Below are 18,853 nucleotides of genomic sequence, written 5' to 3'. Positions count from 1 at the left end.
AATTACCTGGACGAGTTTTGTTACAAGCTCAACAGAAGATACTTCGGTCAAAAACTCTTTGACAGACTCATCATTGCTTCGATTTAATCATACTGGCAAGATTGCGGATATACATATTATATTAAAATCAAAACTTCATTTTTCCTTTAAAAGAAAACTTATTCTCGAGAAAAAGTAGCACTAAAAGCCTATCATTAGTATTTCAGAATTACTGATTAAATTAGAACTATAAAAAATTACCTTATGAAGACTACAAAATCAATATTTCTAGTGCTTATTTTAGGAGTATTTTCCTGCGGTGGATCAAGAGTAATTGTAGAGAATGATCAGTATAAAGATTTTAGCTTAACTGATTATAAGACTTTTGATTTCTTCGAAATAGATGCTCCAAACTCTGAAAACCCTAATTTCAAAGAGAATGTTTCTTATTTGGAAGAAACGATAAGCAAAGAGTTGGTCGCACGCGGTCTTACTAAATCTTCTACTAATCCTGATCTAAAAATCAACTTAGGAATTAAAATAGAAGATAAAGTACAAACAAGAACAACTAGCTTGGCTACTGATCCATTCATGTATTCAGGACAACGATCATATACCTGGCAAGCTAAAGAAGTACCTGTAAATACTTATAGGGAAGGAAGTCTAACCGTACACCTAGTCGACCGCAACTCCAATAAAGCTGTTTGGGTAGGTACTATTGATCAGGTAGTTCCTAATAAACAAAAAAACACACCTGCAGCTATCGAGTCTGCAGTTGCCGAAATTTTTAAAGAATTGGACTTAAATAATAAATAAAATGAAAAAAGTAAATTATCTAGTCGCTTTAGCACTAGTCACAATCATGGGAGCTTGCTCTCCTAGCACAAAAATCACTGGTTCGTGGACCGGACCAAACACTCCCTCTGAGCCGTATAAAAGTATTTTTGTAACAGCTATCTCTGAAAATTTGGTAGCAAGACAAACCATCGAAAATGACATTGATGCCATGCTTCAAAAAGATGGAGTAGAGGCAAAAAGTAGCTTCGATATCATCCCTCCCGGTTTCAAGGCAACTGCCGAAAATAAAGAAGCTACGGTCGCAGCTATCCGCGATGGTGGAAGTGATGCAATCCTTACTATTGCACTACTAGATCAGACTTCTGAGACCCGTTATGTTCCTGGCACAACCATGTATTCTCCAATGGGATACGGTGGATATTATGGCAGATTTTCCGGATACTATTCTTATTATAATCCCGTAATGTATAGCCCTGGTTATTATTCTACAGATAAGAACTATTACATTGAGATCAACTTGTATGATGCTAAAACGGAGGAATTGGTTTGGTCAGCTCAATCAGAGACTACCAACCCTTCTTCCATCGAAACGTTTTCTAACGCCTTTTCTCAACTAGTTGTAAACCAATTATTAAAAGACGGTCTTATCGCTAAGTGATTTAATGAAAAAAAATCAAAAGGCCCGAATCTTGTAGATTCGGGCCTTTTTTTATGCCGCGTTTCTAGCAGCATTTATTATTCCAAACATACTCCTCAAAACCAATCGCTGCAAGATCTCATCACTTTTTCCTGATTCTAACATTTGCTGTATTGCATACTGCTGGACCGTAATAAGAGGAAGTACAATTCGTTCCCTGATCTCAATAGATTTTTTTGAGACAAGATTATCACCCATCAGTTGATCCATAGAAGAAACTATTTTTAATTTCTCAATAGACCGGTTATACTCTTCAAACATAATTCTCCACAAATCGCCATAGGTCTTATCTTCACTCAAATATGCTGTGGCTGGGTAAAAACACTTTGACAAGGATTGCATGGAATTTCCAAGCAGTGTTCGGAAAAACAATGAGTTCTCATAGAGTGCTTTCAATTGCTCAAGCTTTCCTCTTTTCTCTAATACCTCAACTGCCTCTCCCACTCCATAAAAACCGGGAATATTTTGCTTCATTTGTGCCCACGAACCTACAAAAGGAATTGCTCTCAAGTCCTCAAACTTTAATCCTTCTCCTTTGCCACGTTTCAAAGGTCTTGAACCGATATTGGTCATCCCAAAATATTTCAAAGGAGTCACATGTTCTAAATAAGGCACAAACTTAGGATGACTCTTAAATTTCTTATAGGACTCATACGCCTCACTTGCCAACTCGTCAATTAATTCTCTTTGCTCAGAATTTAAATTTTTCTCCGAATCTTGATACAGATGATTTTCAAGCCCTGCACTTAGAAGCTGTTCCAAATTGTAGGTACAAGAAGCCTGCTTCCCATAATTTGCCGAAATAGTTTGACCTTGAATAGTTACCTGAATCTCTGCATTCTCCACTTTCTCTCCCATGGAAGCATAAAAATTATGCATATTCCCTCCTCCTCTTGCCGGTGGTCCTCCTCGACCATCAAAAAAGACAACTTCGATATTATTTTCGCGAGACACTCTTGTTAATTCCTCTTTTGCCCTGAGGATAGACCAATTTGCCTGAATGTATCCACCATCTTTGGTACCATCAGAAAACCCGAGCATAATCGTTTGCTTGTTACCTCTGGACTTGAGGTGATTTTGGTATTCCGGCAATTGATACAAACTTGTCATGATGGCAGGTGCAGCAGCCAAGTCATCTATAGTCTCAAAAAGTGGAACAATATCCATTGGCATCTCTTGCTTACCTTTTCCAAGGGTTAATTTTGCCAACTGATAAACTTCAAGTAGGTGTTTTTTTGATTGACAGTTAGAAATAATATATCGATTTAGGACATCCTCACCACTTTCCTTTTGGATCGGATCGATAACCTCAAACGAACGAAGCATTTCAACATGAAAAGGCTCCTGAAATAGATCCAGACTTGGAATGCTTTCTGTAGCAAGAATTTGCTCAATTTGTTCTTGCTCAGATTCCCCCATTTTTATACCCTTTATTTTGAAGAGTTCTTCCCAAAGGGCATCGTGTTTTCTGCTATCCTGACGCATATCCATGTATCCAAAATGAAAACCGAAAATTTTCACTTTAAGGATAAATTCATCCAAAACCTCCAAAAACAATCCCTCATGATGTTGTACCAAAGCCGCTCTCGCCTCTAGCAAATCATCTAATAGTTGATCTTTTGTCTGATAAACTGGATTATTTTCAAAAAGGGTCGCAAAAATCCCTCGCTCAACTTTCAGGATGATCTCCTCCACATGTTTGAAAGTCAATCTTCTTTTCAACTTCCTCATGTCTCGGTAATAACATCTCAGAATCCATTTTTTTAGTCTGAGAGCAACTTGTTGGGTAATGTCATGCGTCACAAATGGATTCCCATCCCGATCTCCGCCCGGCCAAAAACCAACTTTCAGCAATCCGGGATTTTCCCAATCATGTAATGGGATATTCAAAGAATTCAACAATCGGATCATGATGTCAGAAATACTTTGATAAAAGATGTTTTCGAGATACCAAATCAAGCTAATTGCTTCATCGTAGGGAGAAGGTTTTTCCCTTTTGGTAAAGCCTGTTTTTCCCAATTGTTGGAGCAAAGAGTTAATCCTGCCTATATCATCTGTGCGAATGGCATTTTCAAGATCAGTGATGATTCCTAAGACATTTCCGGGATAGAATTGTGTTGGGTGAGCTGTAAGAGTTAATCTAACCGAAAAAGTCTTGAGCTTTTCAATTAACTCAGCTCGTTTTTTATCATTGTCGGTTCTATTAATCAAAGCGTTGATGGAACCTTTTCCTTTCAAATCATTGATTTTATCATATGCGGCATCCTCTATAGAGTCAAATAAAACCACTTGCCTTTCGACGTACTGAATCATTTGAAATAAGAGATCCATATGTGATTTTTCACTGGCATCTGGAAGCATTTCTTCAAAAAACCCATTGATTATTTCCTTTGGAGTCAAACCATTTTCAAATCCTTTTTGACATGACGTGCTTAAAATTGGTAAGAGCGTACCCGTCCGGTAAATATCATTGAAGGGAAGATCTAAGAATAAACTGTTATAAATCGTAAATCTCTTCGCGACTTCAGTATCATAGGTTTTTTGCATTGTAAGGCAGATGTTTTATTCAATTGTTAAATTAGCGAAAATCCTAAAAAAACCCTAAATCATTACAATATCTCTAACAGGAAAAGTGTTTTATTTCGTTTTTAAAAAATCCAGATGATTTTAAAATGAATCATTTAACATAAACTATGATTTACCTATCTTAACCTGATGAAGCAACTCACCTTAGGCATTGTGTTACTAGCTTTGACTATTGCCTGTAATCCACCCAAAACGACTGAAATGGAAAACCCTTCTAAAGCTTATTCTTTTTTAGTTGGAACTTATACGGATCAAGAAGACCAAGGCATCAACTTGTTGAGATTTAACCCTGATTCGAATTTGTTTGCAGTAAAACTAATAGCACCCGGTGTAAAAAACCCTTCATTTGTGATTAGTAATAAGGCGGAAAACCTTGTCTTTGCTTTAGAGGAAGATATGAGTCAAACCGGAGGAAGGGTGATGACTTTTTCTAAAGTTGGAGATAAACTCATTCCCATCGATACTATTCCGTCGTATGGAGATCACCCCTGTTATTTAGCCCTATCACCAAATGAAGAATTCCTCGCAGTCGGTAACTACACAGGAGGCAATCTTAGTTTTTTCAAGTTGGATAAAGAAAATAAATTGGAATACCTCCAGACAATTCAGCATGAAGGATTCAGTGTAAATACAGATCGGCAAGAGAAAGCGCATGTGCACAGTACGGTGTTCAGTCCAGATGGAAAATACCTGATCGTTGCAGATCTTGGTACTGATAAAATATATACCTACACCATTGACTCAAGTAAAGAAAGCCCTCTTGAATTGGTTTCGGAATATGAGGTCATAAAGGGTGATGGGCCTAGGCATTTGGCTTTTTCTTCGGATGGGAAAACCGTATTTGCTGTACAGGAATTAACTGCAAACTTGGAAATTTTAGATTTCTCAGAAGGGAAACTAAATTCTAGACAACGGCTTTCTATGCTTGAAGAAGGTTTCCCAGGAGGAGTTGGTGCTGCTGAAGTTCGCCTGTCTCCAAACGGAGAAAATGTGTATGTATCCAATCGTGGAGAAGCTAATACTATTTCTGTGTTTGGGAAAAATGAATCAGGAAGCTACAAGCTTATACAAGTCATCTCATCCGGAGGCTTAATGCCCAGAAATTTCAATCTAACCTCAGACGGAAAATACCTACTCTGTGCACACCAAGCAAGTAATGGTATCGTGGTTTTTGAGCGAAATACAGATTCCGGTTTACTTTCTCCAACAGCTTGGAAAGTAGCAATTCATAAACCTGTTTACTTATTTCCTTTGTTAAATTAAGAAGGATTTTCCCAGGCTAGTTCAGACTGATAACTAATCGTACCTGATTCGATCAGAAGTGGAGAATCCAGATTATTGTAAAAAAGCTTGCCTGTTCCCAAACCTTGAGGAATAGTGGGATTCAAACTCGAAGCCAATTGAGCAATTGCATTCAACCCAATATTACTCTCCAGCGCAGAGGTCATCCACCAACCAATATTACGTTCTTCAGCAAGTCTAATCCATTCTCTGGTTTCTAAAATCCCACCCAATAAGGTTGGCTTTAGTATAATATGTTGAGGCATTATTGAATCTAAGAGTTCTGCCTTTTCCAATACTCCGATCAATTCCTCATCCAAAGCAATTGGCAACGGTGTTTCTTTACAAAGCGCAGCCATCTCTTTAATCTTCCCTGCGGGAATAGGTTGCTCTATGCTATGGATGTCAAGTTTGGCGAGCTCCGCAAGTTTGATCTTTGCCTCTTCTACCGAGAAGGCACCATTTGCATCCACACGAAGGGTCATTTCATTTTTCGAAAACCGGCTTCTGATGTATTTAAAAAGTGCTAATTCCTGCTCAAAATCAATTGCTCCGATTTTCATTTTGATGCAATCGAAGCCCTGATCAATTTTCTCTTCAATCTGGGAGGCCATGAATTCAGGATCTCCCATCCAAATCAATCCATTGATTGGAATGGGCTGATTTTTATCAAAAAATGGGTTAGGAAGAATTCGTTTTTTCCCACCATTTAAAAAATCCAAAATTGCAGTTTCTAGCCCAAATCTGACACTTGGTAACTTGGGAGACACGATCTTTTTCAGACTTAGTAAAACAAGTTCTGCATCATTTTCAAAGTTTATCCCTTGTAATCTTGATAGTTCCTTTTCTAATAACAACTCGAAATCCGGAGTATCATCCAAACTAAGTTTCACCAGAGGCGCTGCCTCTCCCCAGCCCACTCTTTCTGGCTGTTGGGGATCAAAAGCTTTAATCCAATAAACTGGTCTAGTTTTCAGAACTCCCCGTGAAGTTCCTGCATCAAATCGAAAATTTAAGGTTCTTTTGATCCATTCAAATCGAAGTGAAAATGTTGAAAGCATTGAATTATGGAGAATTAAAATGGGATTAGAACGAATGGCCTATATTTGCAAACTGACATTTAGACCTGTCATGCAGATCCCAAAGATTGATTTAAAAGATTACGAATATACGCTCCCTGAGGAAAGAATAGCCAAATTCCCTTTGAAAAAGCGCGATGACTCCAAGCTACTTCAATATAAAAATGGAGAAATCAGCCACTGGAATTTTTATGATATCCCTGCTTTATTACCCAAAGATTCCCTACTTGTCTATAACGATACAAAAGTGATCCCGGCAAGATTGATTTTCCAACGAGAGTCGGGAGCAAGAATTGAGATTTTTCTTTTACAGCCTATTTTACCTACAACGGTCATTCCGGAAATTATGCTTGCCAAGCATCCGGTAGTCTGGGAGACAATGATTGGGAATTCTAAAAAGTGGAAAGATGGAGAAATACTGACAGGAAGAGTCTTATTGAACCAAAAAGAAATTGTTTTACAAGCAAAATTATTAGACCGAGAAAGCCGGAAAGTAGAGTTTTCCTGGAATGATTCCCAAGTTGCTTTTGTGGATGTGGTAGAGGCTAGTGGTGAGGTGCCACTCCCACCCTATCTCAACAGGAAGCCCGAGACTGAAGATAAAAATCGCTACCAAACTGTGTACTCAGAAAAGGAGGGGGCTGTGGCCGCTCCGACTGCAGGATTACATTTTACTCCTGAGATTTTTGAAAAACTAGAACAGAAAGGAATAAAAAAAACACAATTGACACTTCATGTCAGTGCAGGAACTTTTCAGCCCATCAAAGCAAAAGATGTTATTGAACATCCCATGCACAGTGAACAGATTCATGTAAGCAAAGAAACTATCGAATCTGTGTTGTCAATGGAAGGTAAAATTATAGCAGTTGGTACGACTTCAGTCAGGACTCTGGAGAGCCTTTTTTGGTACGGAGTGAAATTGATCGAGAATAAGGGCGAAGAACTTAAAATCGAAAAGCTATTCCCATATCAAACCAGAGAAAGTATTCCGACATTAAAGGAATCCTTTGAGGCGATTTTGGGATACATGAGTCAAAAAAATCTTGAGACAATCATGGGTACTACCGAGATTTTTATTTTTCCGGGATATACCTATAGAGTGGTAAACGGCTTAATCACGAATTTTCATCAGCCAGGGTCAACGCTTATTCTTTTGATTGCGACTATTCTGGGAAATGATTGGCGAACTGTTTATAATTCAGCTTTAGAAAATGATTACCGGTTTCTAAGCTATGGAGACAGTAGCTTACTTTGGTTGGAATAATTATTCTCCGGTTAGGCCGAGCTTCTGAATTCCGTTAATTAAGACATGATAATACGTTCTCCCGACCGGAACTAAATCTCCACTGACATCCACTTCCTTGGAACTAATTGATTCAATCTCATCTATACGGACAACATAGCTCTTGTGAATTCTCATAAAGTCTTTTGAAGGCAATTCACTTTCAAAGTTTTTGAGAATATTACGGATGGAAAAAACTCCTTTTCTGCAAACTAAAGTAGTATAATTTCCGTCAGCTTTAAGCCATAAAATATCTTTGAATTTCACTTTAACTAAGCTTCCTTCATGTCTAACAAAAATGGCATCCTTGATTAAAAGCTCTTGATTGTTAGACATCTTCACTTTTTCCTCCTCCTTTTGCTTAGAAGTTGAATATCCGTTTATGTTTATTTTACCAACTAACTGTTCCATAACTTTGTCATTTGATTTTTTAACAGACTGATTAAGATCATTGTTTAGAATCTTTTGAAAAAAGGATAGCTGATAGGGTTATTTGGTATTTTAGCCTGAATGATAAATCTTTTCCTAATTAATATTTTAATTTTGAAGCAATTACATACAAGATCATGAGGAGTTTTTATTCAAACTGTTTTATTCTTTTTTTTATTCTTTCAGGTATTTCTTGTAACGAAAAAGAAAAACCTAATAATGACTTTGGGACAGTTTCATTCATTGGGATTGAGTTACTTAACCCTAGTAGTTTTCCCTCTGGAAAAATAAGCACCCAGAATGTATGGGAGCATACCTACCAAAATCGTATCACGATTCAATTTGAATCAAGCACAGGACAGAAATCTAACCTGGAAATACAGCCCAATGACTTTAGTATTCCATATTCCATTGAACTACCGACGGGGACATATTCTTTGTCCAGTATAAGATCAACAGACCTCTATTCTGATATTCTACCTATTTGGGTCAATCAAGAAATCACTATAAATCCCGGAACTCAAAGTCTAACCTTAGAAGCGACTTCCGATTACGGACTTTTTACACTATCTAATAAAAATCTTGGAACCTCCACACCTCTTCTAGTACCACAGAATGTTCAATTGTTTTCAAGAGATGATTTTTTCTACCTCTATGCTCTAAAAGACCAAGCTATGAGTATTAGAATAAATCTGCTTGATAATGAGTCTTATTTTCGATTCAACTGGCAGGTTTCCAGCTATTCCCATCGCCATTTAGATCTCTATTTCACAGACCAAAACGCTTCGAGTTTTTCATTTAGTCCTGTTGATTTTTCACTTGATCAAAATTTCATCGAATTAAATGCAAATGGTATCCCATCATCATTATCCCCTATTATTTTAGCTGACTTGGAAACTTCTCAAAATGAAAATTCCGGTTTGGCCTATATCCAAAACCGCCTTTTCTCTATCAATGATGGTGGAAATAGTTCAGAGATTTTTGAGCTTGATCCTCTTACCGGAAAAGTCATTAGAGCAATAAACGTAAAGAACAGCACCAATAAAGACTGGGAAGATTTGGCACAAAACGACACGCATCTATTTATTGGAGATTTCGGGAATAATACTGGGACTCGGAAGGATCTTTCCGTTCTTAAGATTCCGATTACAGATGTTTTGGCAAAAGAAGAAGTGGATGCCACGAGACTAACCTTTTCCTATTCGGATCAATCGGATTTCTCAGGAAATGGAGGGAATCACAATTTTGATTGTGAGGCCTTCTTTTTTTGGAATGATGCACTTCATCTTTTTACCAAAAACAGGTTAGATCAAAAAACCAGTCACTATACTTTAAATCCAAACTCTTCCAATGCCATCGCATTGCGAACCGGCAGTTTTCCAGTAGATGGCTTGATTACAGGAGCTAGTATTTCTCCGGAGGGAAATGTTGTGCTACTGGGTTACCAAGAAAATGGATTTTCTTCCAAATCATTTGTTTGGCTTTTTTCTGATTATTCGAACTCCGATTTTTTTTCAGGAAAAGCCTCCTCCATTTTCATTGGAAGTCCCGGATTATTATCTCAGACCGAAGGAATTGTGTTTGAAAAAGAAGGTAATCTCTTCATTAGCGGCGAGCGGATTTCTCTTGGGGGACAAAGTCTTCCTGCCAGAATTTCAAAAATAGATTTTACGGGACTATTTTAGTCAAATGCGCCTAAGCGCTTGGCATTATTCCGAATCACTTCGTCTAACTCTTTTGCCAAAGGCTTGAGATAAGAGAAGTACTTCTGATTCTCCTGATCAAGTTGTTTAGGATCGATAAGATCCAACAACCCTAACATGGAAGAAAGCGGAGATCTCAATATGTAAGATGGGTTCATAACCAACTCCCTCAGAGCTTTATTCTCAGCCTCTAAATTTGTCAGTCTTTTACTTATCTGCGGGAGCATAATACCATGCACAGCGAGAAGGCTAACCAGCCCTTTTTCATCAAATATTGGACGAATACCTACATACCAAAAAGTAGATTGGGTTCCAGAGGGGTTAATTTTCAATTCAAAATCAGAGGGGTTTCCTTCGAAGCCTTTTGAAAAATTCAGCTTTAATTGCTTCAAGCTTTTCAATTCAGAGTTGAAAATAAAGTCAAAGGAATTAGAACAGGAAATCCCCGACCATTCCATCGCTGTATCCGAAGCCAGCTGATTTTGCTGGATAAATTTCAAAGACTTATCCACCACCCAGACAGCGCCGGGAAAAGAAGCCAAATGAGATGGGGTATAAGGCTTATCAAGATGTGTGGGTTTAGCCCTTCGGGATTTTGGTAAAATATACAATTGATATCCATCCTCGACTTGCGTCAAAAGTGCCGAATAATAAACTCCGGACTCCCTATCCGAAAGAACCATGCACGTGGGCTGGGATCCCAAGGAAAGATGATCAAGTTTAAGAGGTAATTCTGAAAGAAAAATCTCCCCATTTCCATCATGCCCGGACGCTCCAATCCCTAACCAATGAATCACTTTATCATCAAGATCAAGTACCTTAAATTCAGTGTCCAGTTGAATTTTGCCAAATTCCAAAAGATCAACCAAACTATTCCAAGGCATTTCCTGCTCCAGAAACTTGGTACTCACGCCTATCCCGATGATCCCGATAAGATCCATATCTGAATTGGTCACAGTAGAAAACTCCCACCATACTTGATCAGTTTTTCTAGTTTCTATATTTAAAAATGCCAAAACGATCTGCCTTTTTTCCTTGGGAGAGGCCAAAAGAAGCTCTATTGTTTCTTCAAACGAATTGATGTAAGTAGGCTCTAGAAACCTGGAAAAATTAACAACTTCTGCTGAATAAAATTTAGAATCTAATCTTGTGGAACAACTCATCACATTCCCCTCCACATCTAAAAGTATGGTTTGGAAGTAGTTAGATTCTATTAAGAAGTCAGGAATTAACTCGTCAATATTAGTTGTACTGATCACTATTTCGGTTCTAAATGGGGTGAATTAGAGACAAAATTCTCGCTAAAGATTGGAAAAAAAAGCGCTAAAAAAAAGCGTGTCTAGCAAAGAACCACCGCTGAAATTCTTGATTTTCAGTGTATTATCACTTGTTAAACAATAAAAAGCAGATACCTGAATGAAAAACGCTTTTCATCCCAAAATTCACTTCAAAAAAAAATAAAATTACCTGAAAAATTCAATTGGATTGGAAGGAAGAATCAGAATAATCAATCTCCTTAACCATTACAATCATTGCATTTGCAAATTCATCTTTACTAGCACAAACCTGGAATGGAAAATCCTCATTGGAATTAGAATGGATATTTAAGGAGCCAAAAAAACGCTGTAATTCATGGGAGGAATTAGAATAAACCAGCACGAATCCCTCATCCCGTTGGTCTGATTCGATTAAAAACTTTGCATTTGTGGTTTCTATGACCATGGTTCGAAAAATATTTATTGTACAAATAAAAGATTGAAATTTGTAATACGGCTACTTTTTAATAATTGTTTTCAAAAAAATCTCAAATAATTTGGAGTGATTTACAGCAGGTTAGAACTATTATTATTTATCCTGCGAAGCAATCTTATTTCGATTTGCTAAAATCTAATCATTTGGATTATATTTGCATCGCTTAATGAAGCAGATTCACGATTCAATTCATTAAGCCTTTAAAGCACCCAGAGAGTTGGGTGAGTGGCTTAAACCAGCAGTTTGCTAAACTGTCGTACGGGTTATTCCGTACCGGGGGTTCGAATCCCCCACTCTCTGCCAAAATGGCTTTCAAATCGTTCAAAATTGGAAATTTCATTAATTTTCAATTTTGAATGAACAAAGTCAAAAAATTGAAAATGTCGGTTTAGAGCCTATTTAAGCATATTTTCAATACAAATCACATCTTCTTCAATCTAGAAGCCTACAGATCTCGGACTGTGGGCTTTTTTGTTTTTGGTTCCAAAATCATCAAATTTTTCAAAAATGTCCAGAATTCAAAAGCGTCATTCGTGTCGTTTTTGGTTCTCAAAAAAAGACGCTTTTTAGGTTATTTAAATTATTGAAATACAACATGTTCAATAGCTGAACATCTTGTGTTGAATAACCACGGTTTCGATATTTATCTATTCATTAAAGAATCAAAATTATGCTGGAAAAAAGCTTTGGTCTTTTGTTTTTTCTAAAAACAGCCAAAAACACTAAAAATTCGGAGAAATATATCTACGCTAGAATAACCGTAGATGGTGATTCAAGGGAAATTTCCACCAAAAGAATTTGTGAGACCCACAAGTGAAACCCAAGGTTGGGAAGAGTCATAGGAAACAAAGAAGATATTCGACAACTGAATACCTTTCTTGATTCTTTCCAAATGAAGATCCTTCAGGCAAAAAAGATTCTGATGGACAGTAACAAAGAAGTGACTGCAGAAAACATCAAAAATACCCTATTTGGGAAATCAGATGACAGGAAATTCATTTTGGAAGTTTTCCAAAAACACAATGAACAGCTTGAAGCATTGGTCGGAAAAGATTTTGCTCCGGGTACATTAGAACGCTATAAAACTTCTCTGCAACATACCCGATCGTTTATCCAATGGAAATTTGGAAAAGATGATATTGACATTCAGTCTCTTAACTACGAGTTCATTTCCGATTATGAATTTTGGCTTAAAACCGTACGTAACTGTGCCCACAATACCACAGTAAAATACCTAGCGAACTTTAAGAAGATTGTTCTTTCTTGTGTGAAAAAAGGTTGGCTGCTAAGGGATCCATTTTTGGGATACAAAATGGTAAAGAAAAAGGTCCTTCGGGAAGTGTTGGATAAAGAGGAACTGGATAGAATTCACAACAAGAAATTTAGCATTGAAAGATTAAATCAGGTTAGGGATATATTTTTGTTTTGTTGCTTTACAGGGCTTGCTTATATCGATGTAAAAAACCTGAGAAGGAATCAGATCAAAGTTGGGATTGACGGAGAACAGTGGATTTTTACCCAAAGGCAGAAAACTGAAACTCCTACTCGACTCCCACTACTTCCCCAAGCTCTTGAAATAATAATTGCCTATGACAATCATCCATACTGTAGTAATAGGGGCTTGGTGCTGCCTGTAATGAGCAATCAGAAGATGAATGCCTATCTGAAAGAGATTGCGGATGTCTGTGAAATCCAAAAAACCTTGACCTTCCATATCGCTAGGCATACATTTGCCACAACCATCACACTTGGAAACGGTGTACCGATCGAAACCGTATCCAAAATGCTTGGACACAAATCCCTCAAGCAAACCCAGCATTATGCCAAAATCCTTGACCTCAAGGTCAGTCAGGACATGGCAAGGCTGAAGGAATTTATGAATAAAGAAAGGGTTTGAAATAGTATTACCTCCTTGAATAGATTCTACGGCTTGTTTTTATTTTATAATTGATCATTCTAAATCTTCCCTTGTATCCCAATCATGTGAGACCGGAAGGTTAACTAATTAAATACCTAATTTTCCCAAATTAACACCTAAAATAATTTAAAACTATCTACTTTAGAGGCCTCCTCCTTCCTCCCCTATTGGCAAAAGTTTCGTGAGCATAACCCCTTCGAAAAGCTCTGCGGAGCAAGGGGCAGGACACCCTATCTGTTTTCTAGGAAAGTAAAATCCGAAAAACTGCAGCCACTACGAATTGCAGGGACTTTACCGTTTCGGTTGGGAACACGACATACCGTAACCGAGTTGACCAAATCGCCGCCATTTATCACACGGTTGGTGCCCAAAAACCGCCCACTTGGGTTAGTCTTGGATCTCCTACTTTGGCCCAAGTTCAAGTGCTGAAAAAATTTCAATTTATTGCCCTATACATAGTAAACCCCAGGTTCGTTGGATACTTTATCATTTAATGACTTAGAGTAGATCGAGTTGTTTGCATTGGATTTGTTATTTCAAAATCAACTTTACCCTACATTAATTTTTTTTACATATTGAATAGCAGTATTGAACGCAGTTTCCAAAGTAAGAAATTGACCTTCATTACTGAAGTTTTATGCAAACTGATAGCTTGCCATTAATCAGGTATATCTTTGTTGAGGAATTCCATAATGAACCGGGCCGTTAAATGAATGGTTTCCCTTTTGAAAGAAAGAAATTGCTGCCTCTTGAACAAATGTTGATTTAAATTCTACTTCTCTGAAATACATAAAGCAACCGGCTAAATAATCACCAAATAACTCTTTGTGTTTTCCGGTTAGACCTGTCCCATATTTAAAATCAGCAATATGTGCAAATTCGTGAGCCATCACTATGGGAAAAGAACTACAGGTTCCTGAAGGTGAATGAAGGCATTCTTGTTGGATCAATGAAAATCCTATTAATACTGTCCCGTCAGGAAAGTTTTGATTAGAAATTCTCGAAGTAGCATATGTATTGGGATTGTTGCTATCATTTAAATAAAACATAGTAGGAGGTAGGCCAAATTTTTTAATCAAAAAATTATACTCTTCATTGTTGATTTGGTCAAAGTTTGGATTTCCTGAAAATTTAGTGGTTCCCCAATGCTTGATGAACCTCCGTTTAAAAAACAATCTTGTCCAAAAAGGCAAACTGAACTAAAAGTCAGAATTATAATCGTAAGTATTCGCTTAAGTATCATTTTTTTATTTCAAGTTTATGTTTTTTATAAAATTACCGCTAAGGTTTTTAGGGCTTTAAGTTCATCCGTGCGGATACAAAATCCGTCTTGGTATCCTGTTTCCTTATTTACACCATTTCTTTAGCAATGCGCAAGAGCCAAGGATGAAATCCCGAATGAATAAATACCTTGGCTCTAAGACTTTCCTTCTCCCTATATTCAAAGACAACCCTTTGGTTTTTAGTCCACTCCAAGTACTTTTGCCCCCAAACAAACACGAATCTGCATCCTTGGTTAAGGAAAAGCTTTGATGGAAATCATTTACCTTTTCTTTCAAAATCCTGTCTATCCTTCTGACGGAATTAGCAGATCAAAAACTAGCTCACTATCTTAAAAAAAACATTAATAAATGACCTTAGTCTTTTCTCTACGAATCCCGGTTGAACCAAACCACTTATAGCCCTGATGCAAAGTTTGTTCAAAGTTTCAGCCCTTCAAATACCTAGTGCCAGGTAAAATTCCATTTACCCAAATTTAAAAGTATTCTATGGCTTCATTTTTAGTTTTTTCTAAACGGAATACCTTTTTGGTTGTTGGAGTTATTTCTATGTTATTTATTTATTTCTTTCCCCAAAAAGATAAAAGTAGACCATCTTTACCCTTCACTATCTATGAAGATTATGGACAATCGGCACTCGAGGTTTGGTCAGACAAGAGTGGGGAAATCATATTAACGGATCGATTCAATCCCGGAATCCAACTCAATCGATGGTGGATGAAGGTTGAATTAAAAAATGACACCCCAACCAAAAACAAATTCTTCCTAATCTTAAACAACCCGCACATCAACCGGATCGAGGTCTATCTGGATGGCAGTGACAGCCCGGAATTTATAACCGGTGATCGTTTTCCATTTGATTCCAGACCTTATTCCGGCAGGGACTTTGTTTTTCCTTTCGAACTCAATCCTGGAGAAAGAAGTGAAATCCTGATGAATCTAGACAAGCGTGGGGAAACTTTCCATATAGATCCCGAGGTACTAAATGAGAGCGAGTTCGATGAAAGGCGAAGGACAGAATACTTGATCATGGGTGCAGTGACCGGTTGGATGCTTCTGATAACAATTTTCACTGTTTTTTTCTTAGCTGAACTACGTCACCGAAGTGCATTCTTTTATGTACTATACATTCTTCTGGTATTTCTTTGGATTTTTTCAAATTGGGGCATGGGATCCCAATATCTATGGCCAGATAACGTAAATTGGGTAGGGAAATCCAGACCGGTTTTCAATCTTGCTTCCAATCTTGCATTGTTACTCACAGTGATCAATATTTTTAAAACTTTACCTTCTCAAAGGTTATTGGGAGGCTTGATGAAAATTTTAATTTGGACAAACAGTGTACTTCTTGCCATCTTTTTAATCATTCCAGAGGGTGTCACCCAGCCCGAAATAGTAGCCTTTTTTCTCAAAGTAGTTTTGGCAATGTCAGGAATTCAAGTTATAACAATCGTGACTTATTTGATTCATCAATATTTAGCGAAAATACAATTTGCGGGAATATATTTGGTCGGAATTACATTCCTAATGAGTTCTTCAATTTTAGTTTACTTTGATCAGGCCACTGGTGCGATTCAGCTTTCCCATTACTTTCTAAACTTTGGGAGTGCTTTTGGGATTATGGGAGAAACTGCCATTTTCGCTTTTGCATTTATTAGGCAAGCTTCTATGGAAAAAAAGGAAAAAGAAAAACTTGCAGTCAAAATCTTTATCCGCGAAAAGGAAATCGCCGATCAGATCATTTGGGTTCAGGAGGAGGAACGAAACCGATTGGGCAGAGACCTTCACGACAGCGTGGGAGGAATGCTGGTAACGATACACCTGAAGCTTCAAGAAATTGCAGAAAAAAATCATGATCCAGAGTTGCAATCACTTCAATACTTGATCAACGAAGGGATTAATGATACGAGAGCTTTGAGTCACAACCTCACTCCTCCCCATTTGGAGGAGATGGGATTGGTTGTTGCATTGGAAAATCGCATGGACATCCTCAACCATGAGGGGAGAATTAAGTTAGAATTATATCATAGAATTGAATCCGGGATACCTAAACCAACAGAAGTGATGGTTTATCGAATCTTCAGTGAGTTAATTTCCAATTCGCTTAAACATGCGCAGGCAACAGAAATCCATCTTCAGTTGATTTCAAATGCTGAAAAATTAGAATTGATGGTAGAAGATGATGGGGTCGGATTTCATCCGGAAAGCAAAAAGAAAGGAATCGGACTTAAAAACATCCAAAACAGAGTGAACTATCTCAAAGGTGAATTGAAAATCGATTCCAATTCAAAAGGAACTACGACCATGATTACTATCCCCTTCCCCTAAATATGTCCAAGATTACCATTTTCCATATTGATGACCATCATCTGTTTTCTCAAGGATTATCCTCCTTATTGGCAGATGAAGGCTCCTTTGATTTGCTTGGATATGCCGGAGACCCCGATGAGGGAAAAGAAAAAGTGAAACAACTTCAGCCAAATATTGTATTAGTGGACTATTTCCTTCCAGGAAAAAACGGAATTGAATTGGGAAAGGAAATATTAAAAGGCTCACCGCAATCAAAATTGATTTTGCTGACCATGGAAAAAAGTTTTCCAGTCTTCGAAGCTGCAAAAAAAGCCGGATTTTTTGGCTTTTTGTCCAAATCTTCAGAAAGGAAAGTCGTGGTAAAAACTATACTTGATGTGTCTCAGGGTTTAAAAGTTTTTTTGCAAATTGAATACTCTGACGAGAATGAAGAACCAGTGATGGCTAAATTCCGCCTTTTGAGCAAGCGGGAGAAGGAAATTGCATTGTTAGTGGTTCAAGGCTACTCATCCAATGAAATTGCCGAAAAACTATTTCTTAGCCTTTGGACGGTAAACACCCACCGTAGAAACCTTTTTAAAAAGTTAGCTTTTAAAAATGTAGCCCAACTTTCAGCTCTTTTTCACAATATGGGGGAGACTTGAGTGAAATTTCATTTCCGGGTCTTTTCCCTTGAAAAATAAAACATTTCTGAAACTGACTTTTCGGGTTTATTCAAGTAAGTATAAATTGAAGCAACAATCATTCTGTCGAATACATCTTCACCATAATATCTTCCATTGACCTTACAAACCAATTTATCAAGGTAATTATTGAACAACTTCTCACCTATCATTTGGTAAATTCTTTTTGAGATTGCCTATTTCCTGATGAACATATATTATTCCCGTTTGTTGTAGATTGAGAGTATTTAACTATGATTTGGTTTTTGACCATCTTGTCAAGGTTTTCAGATGCCGCGTTTTTATTCGGAAACAATACTGATTTTGGTTTCAATGAATGTACAATTAATCCTTCCATAGGTGCAGATCCCGATGCCGAAGCAACAATGGGCTGTTATTGGATCTCTTTGACAAGCTTTATCGGATCCCGGATTGCCTTATTTGGTAGCCTTTTCGACATAAGCATACCCTATCATTCCTTTGAGTAGATATAAACCGTCTCTTTTGACCATTACGTTTGGGATCGAATTCATAAAGCTGAAAGCTGTTTCACACTCCCCTAATCCTGCCTGACTATGAAATTCAAGGCAGGACGGCCCTTCTTGGTAGCTGACTTTAAAATAAACACGACAAACTGAGTATGCAGCAGGATCAGACTGCTTGATTCTACGACTGTACCAGCTTTGAGTCATGTCCATCTCCTGCATTCACTACATTAATAGAATTTCTTACCTGAAAATCACAAATGTTCTGAAATTATCTGACAGGTCTTATCATATATCCTGAACCTTTCTCAATAACAATTGAGTTAATATTCAAAACTCTGCTCATTTGGAAAATATAAGATATACTCAAAGATGATAATGGCTTTATTAATTTTATTTCAAGTAACATCATTGAAACCGCTCATAAAGCTATTAAAACTAACTAAAAAAATAATATATTGAATTGTATAGGATTGTGATGATTCAAATATTTTTTTGGTTCTACCCTTAAGTTAGTGGGGATATAAGTTTAATCCTCCGTGGAAAAAGAGGATTGCACTTCTAAAGTTGGTAAAAGTTCTATAGCCTTTACCTACAGTTTTGAGCTCTTGG

15 protein-coding genes, 1 tRNA gene and 1 pseudogene are annotated in these 18,853 nt (G+C 37.3%); 10 read left to right on the top strand and 7 right to left on the bottom strand.

Going from position 1 to position 18,853, the window contains the following annotated elements; translation table 11 throughout:
- Nucleotides 1-243 precede the first annotated feature (243 nt).
- Together P8O16_RS00845 and P8O16_RS00840 are read left to right on the top strand one after the other, a co-directional pair.
- Nucleotides 244-795 (top strand): DUF4136 domain-containing protein, encoded by a 552-nt coding sequence (locus P8O16_RS00845; protein WP_300309885.1) that lies wholly within the window; start codon nt 244-246, stop codon nt 793-795.
- A 1-nt stretch (nt 796) separates the two neighbouring features.
- Nucleotides 797-1,435, top strand: a complete 639-nt coding sequence (locus tag P8O16_RS00840) for a hypothetical protein (protein WP_300309883.1) — start codon at nt 797-799, stop codon at nt 1,433-1,435.
- Between the two features lie 51 nt (nt 1,436-1,486).
- Here the strand turns inward: P8O16_RS00840 and P8O16_RS00835 are convergent, their stop codons facing one another.
- Nucleotides 1,487-4,021, bottom strand: a complete 2,535-nt coding sequence (locus P8O16_RS00835; RefSeq protein ID WP_300309881.1) for a phosphoenolpyruvate carboxylase — start codon at nt 4,019-4,021, stop codon at nt 1,487-1,489.
- A gap of 168 nt (nt 4,022-4,189) precedes the next feature.
- Between P8O16_RS00835 and P8O16_RS00830 the strand changes: the two genes are divergently transcribed.
- Nucleotides 4,190-5,323: a lactonase family protein gene (locus P8O16_RS00830; RefSeq protein WP_300309879.1), complete on the top strand. Its 1,134-nt coding sequence runs from the start codon at nt 4,190-4,192 to the stop codon at nt 5,321-5,323.
- On the opposite strand, the gene P8O16_RS00825 is transcribed toward P8O16_RS00830, so the two are convergent.
- Complete coding sequence (locus tag P8O16_RS00825; RefSeq protein WP_300309877.1) at nt 5,320-6,402, bottom strand: o-succinylbenzoate synthase; 1,083 nt, start codon at nt 6,400-6,402, stop codon at nt 5,320-5,322. The genes P8O16_RS00830 and P8O16_RS00825 overlap by 4 nt on opposite strands.
- 19 nt (nt 6,403-6,421) lie before the next feature.
- Here P8O16_RS00825 and P8O16_RS00820 point away from each other — a divergent pair, with 19 nt between their 5' ends.
- Nucleotides 6,422-7,684, top strand: coding sequence for an S-adenosylmethionine:tRNA ribosyltransferase-isomerase (locus P8O16_RS00820; RefSeq protein WP_300309875.1), 1,263 nt, complete (start codon nt 6,422-6,424; stop codon nt 7,682-7,684).
- Here P8O16_RS00820 and P8O16_RS00815 read toward each other — a convergent pair whose 3' ends face one another.
- Entirely contained in the window at nt 7,685-8,113 is a 429-nt protein-coding gene (locus P8O16_RS00815; protein WP_300309873.1) for a LytTR family DNA-binding domain-containing protein, read from the bottom strand. It abuts the gene before it with no gap.
- A gap of 155 nt (nt 8,114-8,268) precedes the next feature.
- On the opposite strand from P8O16_RS00815, the gene P8O16_RS00810 reads away from it, so the two are divergent.
- A complete protein-coding gene (locus tag P8O16_RS00810; RefSeq protein WP_300309871.1) occupies nt 8,269-9,816 on the top strand; it encodes a hypothetical protein in 1,548 nt (515 codons plus the stop codon).
- On the opposite strand, the gene P8O16_RS00805 is transcribed toward P8O16_RS00810, so the two are convergent.
- On the bottom strand, nt 9,813-11,093 hold the full coding sequence (locus P8O16_RS00805) for a hypothetical protein (RefSeq protein ID WP_300309869.1): 1,281 nt from the start codon (nt 11,091-11,093) through the stop codon (nt 9,813-9,815). The genes P8O16_RS00810 and P8O16_RS00805 overlap by 4 nt on opposite strands.
- Nucleotides 11,094-11,310: 217 nt before the next feature.
- A complete protein-coding gene (locus P8O16_RS00800) occupies nt 11,311-11,556 on the bottom strand; it encodes a hypothetical protein (RefSeq protein ID WP_300309867.1) in 246 nt (81 codons plus the stop codon).
- 241 nt (nt 11,557-11,797) lie between these two features.
- On the opposite strand from P8O16_RS00800, the gene P8O16_RS00795 reads away from it, so the two are divergent.
- From P8O16_RS00795 to P8O16_RS00790, 3 genes are all read left to right on the top strand, one after another.
- Nucleotides 11,798-11,889 (top strand) — tRNA-Ser (locus P8O16_RS00795).
- A gap of 367 nt (nt 11,890-12,256) precedes the next feature.
- Nucleotides 12,257-12,403, top strand: coding sequence for a hypothetical protein (locus tag P8O16_RS20520; protein ID WP_367182788.1), 147 nt, complete (start codon nt 12,257-12,259; stop codon nt 12,401-12,403).
- 105 nt (nt 12,404-12,508) lie between these two features.
- Entirely contained in the window at nt 12,509-13,483 is a 975-nt protein-coding gene (locus tag P8O16_RS00790) for a site-specific integrase (RefSeq protein WP_367182787.1), read from the top strand.
- A gap of 683 nt (nt 13,484-14,166) precedes the next feature.
- Here the strand turns inward: P8O16_RS00790 and P8O16_RS00785 are convergent.
- A complete protein-coding gene (locus tag P8O16_RS00785; RefSeq protein ID WP_300309865.1) occupies nt 14,167-14,553 on the bottom strand; it encodes a hypothetical protein in 387 nt (128 codons plus the stop codon).
- A 720-nt stretch (nt 14,554-15,273) separates the two neighbouring features.
- Here P8O16_RS00785 and P8O16_RS00780 point away from each other — a divergent pair.
- On the top strand, nt 15,274-17,112 hold the full coding sequence (locus tag P8O16_RS00780; protein WP_300309863.1) for a 7TM-DISM domain-containing protein: 1,839 nt from the start codon (nt 15,274-15,276) through the stop codon (nt 17,110-17,112).
- A 2-nt stretch (nt 17,113-17,114) separates the two neighbouring features.
- Complete coding sequence (locus P8O16_RS00775) at nt 17,115-17,738, top strand: response regulator transcription factor (protein WP_300309861.1); 624 nt, start codon at nt 17,115-17,117, stop codon at nt 17,736-17,738.
- 8 nt (nt 17,739-17,746) lie between these two features.
- On the opposite strand, the pseudogene P8O16_RS00770 reads toward P8O16_RS00775, so the two are convergent.
- Nucleotides 17,747-18,621, bottom strand: a pseudogene (locus tag P8O16_RS00770) (IS1595 family transposase).
- Nucleotides 18,622-18,853 lie beyond the last annotated feature (232 nt).

Source organism: Algoriphagus sp. (assembly GCF_029254265.1).
In the GTDB taxonomy this organism is placed as follows: domain Bacteria; phylum Bacteroidota; class Bacteroidia; order Cytophagales; family Cyclobacteriaceae; genus Algoriphagus.
This window is presented reverse-complemented; position numbering and strand designations above follow the sequence as displayed.

Coding starts and splice junctions, on each gene's coding strand:
- P8O16_RS00845 (WP_300309885.1), top strand. CDS start 244: ATGAAGACTACAAAATCAATATTTCTAGTGCTTATTTTAGGAGTATTT.
- P8O16_RS00840 (WP_300309883.1), top strand. CDS start 797: ATGAAAAAAGTAAATTATCTAGTCGCTTTAGCACTAGTCACAATCATG.
- P8O16_RS00835 (WP_300309881.1), bottom strand. CDS start 4,021: ATGCAAAAAACCTATGATACTGAAGTCGCGAAGAGATTTACGATTTAT.
- P8O16_RS00830 (WP_300309879.1), top strand. CDS start 4,190: ATGAAGCAACTCACCTTAGGCATTGTGTTACTAGCTTTGACTATTGCC.
- P8O16_RS00825 (WP_300309877.1), bottom strand. CDS start 6,402: ATGCTTTCAACATTTTCACTTCGATTTGAATGGATCAAAAGAACCTTA.
- P8O16_RS00820 (WP_300309875.1), top strand. CDS start 6,422: ATGGGATTAGAACGAATGGCCTATATTTGCAAACTGACATTTAGACCT.
- P8O16_RS00815 (WP_300309873.1), bottom strand. CDS start 8,113: ATGGAACAGTTAGTTGGTAAAATAAACATAAACGGATATTCAACTTCT.
- P8O16_RS00810 (WP_300309871.1), top strand. CDS start 8,269: ATGAGGAGTTTTTATTCAAACTGTTTTATTCTTTTTTTTATTCTTTCA.
- P8O16_RS00800 (WP_300309867.1), bottom strand. CDS start 11,556: ATGGTCATAGAAACCACAAATGCAAAGTTTTTAATCGAATCAGACCAA.
- P8O16_RS20520 (WP_367182788.1), top strand. CDS start 12,257: ATGCTGGAAAAAAGCTTTGGTCTTTTGTTTTTTCTAAAAACAGCCAAA.
- P8O16_RS00790 (WP_367182787.1), top strand. CDS start 12,509: ATGGACAGTAACAAAGAAGTGACTGCAGAAAACATCAAAAATACCCTA.
- P8O16_RS00785 (WP_300309865.1), bottom strand. CDS start 14,553: ATGTTTTATTTAAATGATAGCAACAATCCCAATACATATGCTACTTCG.
- P8O16_RS00780 (WP_300309863.1), top strand. CDS start 15,274: ATGGCTTCATTTTTAGTTTTTTCTAAACGGAATACCTTTTTGGTTGTT.
- P8O16_RS00775 (WP_300309861.1), top strand. CDS start 17,115: ATGTCCAAGATTACCATTTTCCATATTGATGACCATCATCTGTTTTCT.